Source organism: Vibrio sp. 811, from assembly GCF_033339195.1.
The window spans coordinates 1-504 of the sequence record NZ_JAWOUB010001015.1; the positions used below are offsets into that span (position 1 = coordinate 1).

At 48.0% G+C, this 504-nt stretch carries 1 protein-coding gene and 1 pseudogene; both read right to left on the reverse strand.

Going from position 1 to position 504, the window contains the following annotated elements:
• A pseudogene (locus R7Q46_RS30650) lies at positions 1-77 on the reverse strand (universal stress protein); the annotation flags it as partial.
• Between the two features lie 44 nt (positions 78-121).
• Positions 122-504, reverse strand: a 383-nt coding sequence (locus R7Q46_RS30655; RefSeq protein WP_318078776.1) for a DUF3394 domain-containing protein, incomplete at its 5' end; no start/stop codon positions are given.

Here is a 504-nt window from a genome sequence, read left to right on the forward strand (position 1 = left end):
CACACCGCCAGTTCAACCGCTCGGTCTGAGAAGCCTTGGTCATTTAGATCAACCGGAACAAGAATTTGTTTATACATTCAATGTCTCTCACTAAGGCCCCAGATCCGCGGGGCCAAATCGGTTATGCGCTCAGTTGTTCCTTGCGAGCACGACGTTTTTGGTTCATGGCAAGTACCAGCAGAAGAATCAAGCAAGGTACAAATACCCATTCTTTCATTGGACGATCCGCGTCTTGAACGACCCATTTGATTTCCCAATCAAAGTCGATACCAGATGACTCCGCAGGGCTACCAAATTCAACCATGTCGACGACCATTTTGCCGTCGTTCTCAGTCAGCATCAGACCCATTGAAGAGATACGCTCTTCAGCTGTCGTTGCTCTGTCTTCGAATGGCAGACGTACCGTTTTCTCGACGTATTCGCCTTCGAGGTTTTGTCCGGCAACACGTAACTCAATGGATTCTCCTACATTTAAGTTTTCCGTGATTTGGGCTATCTCAACCC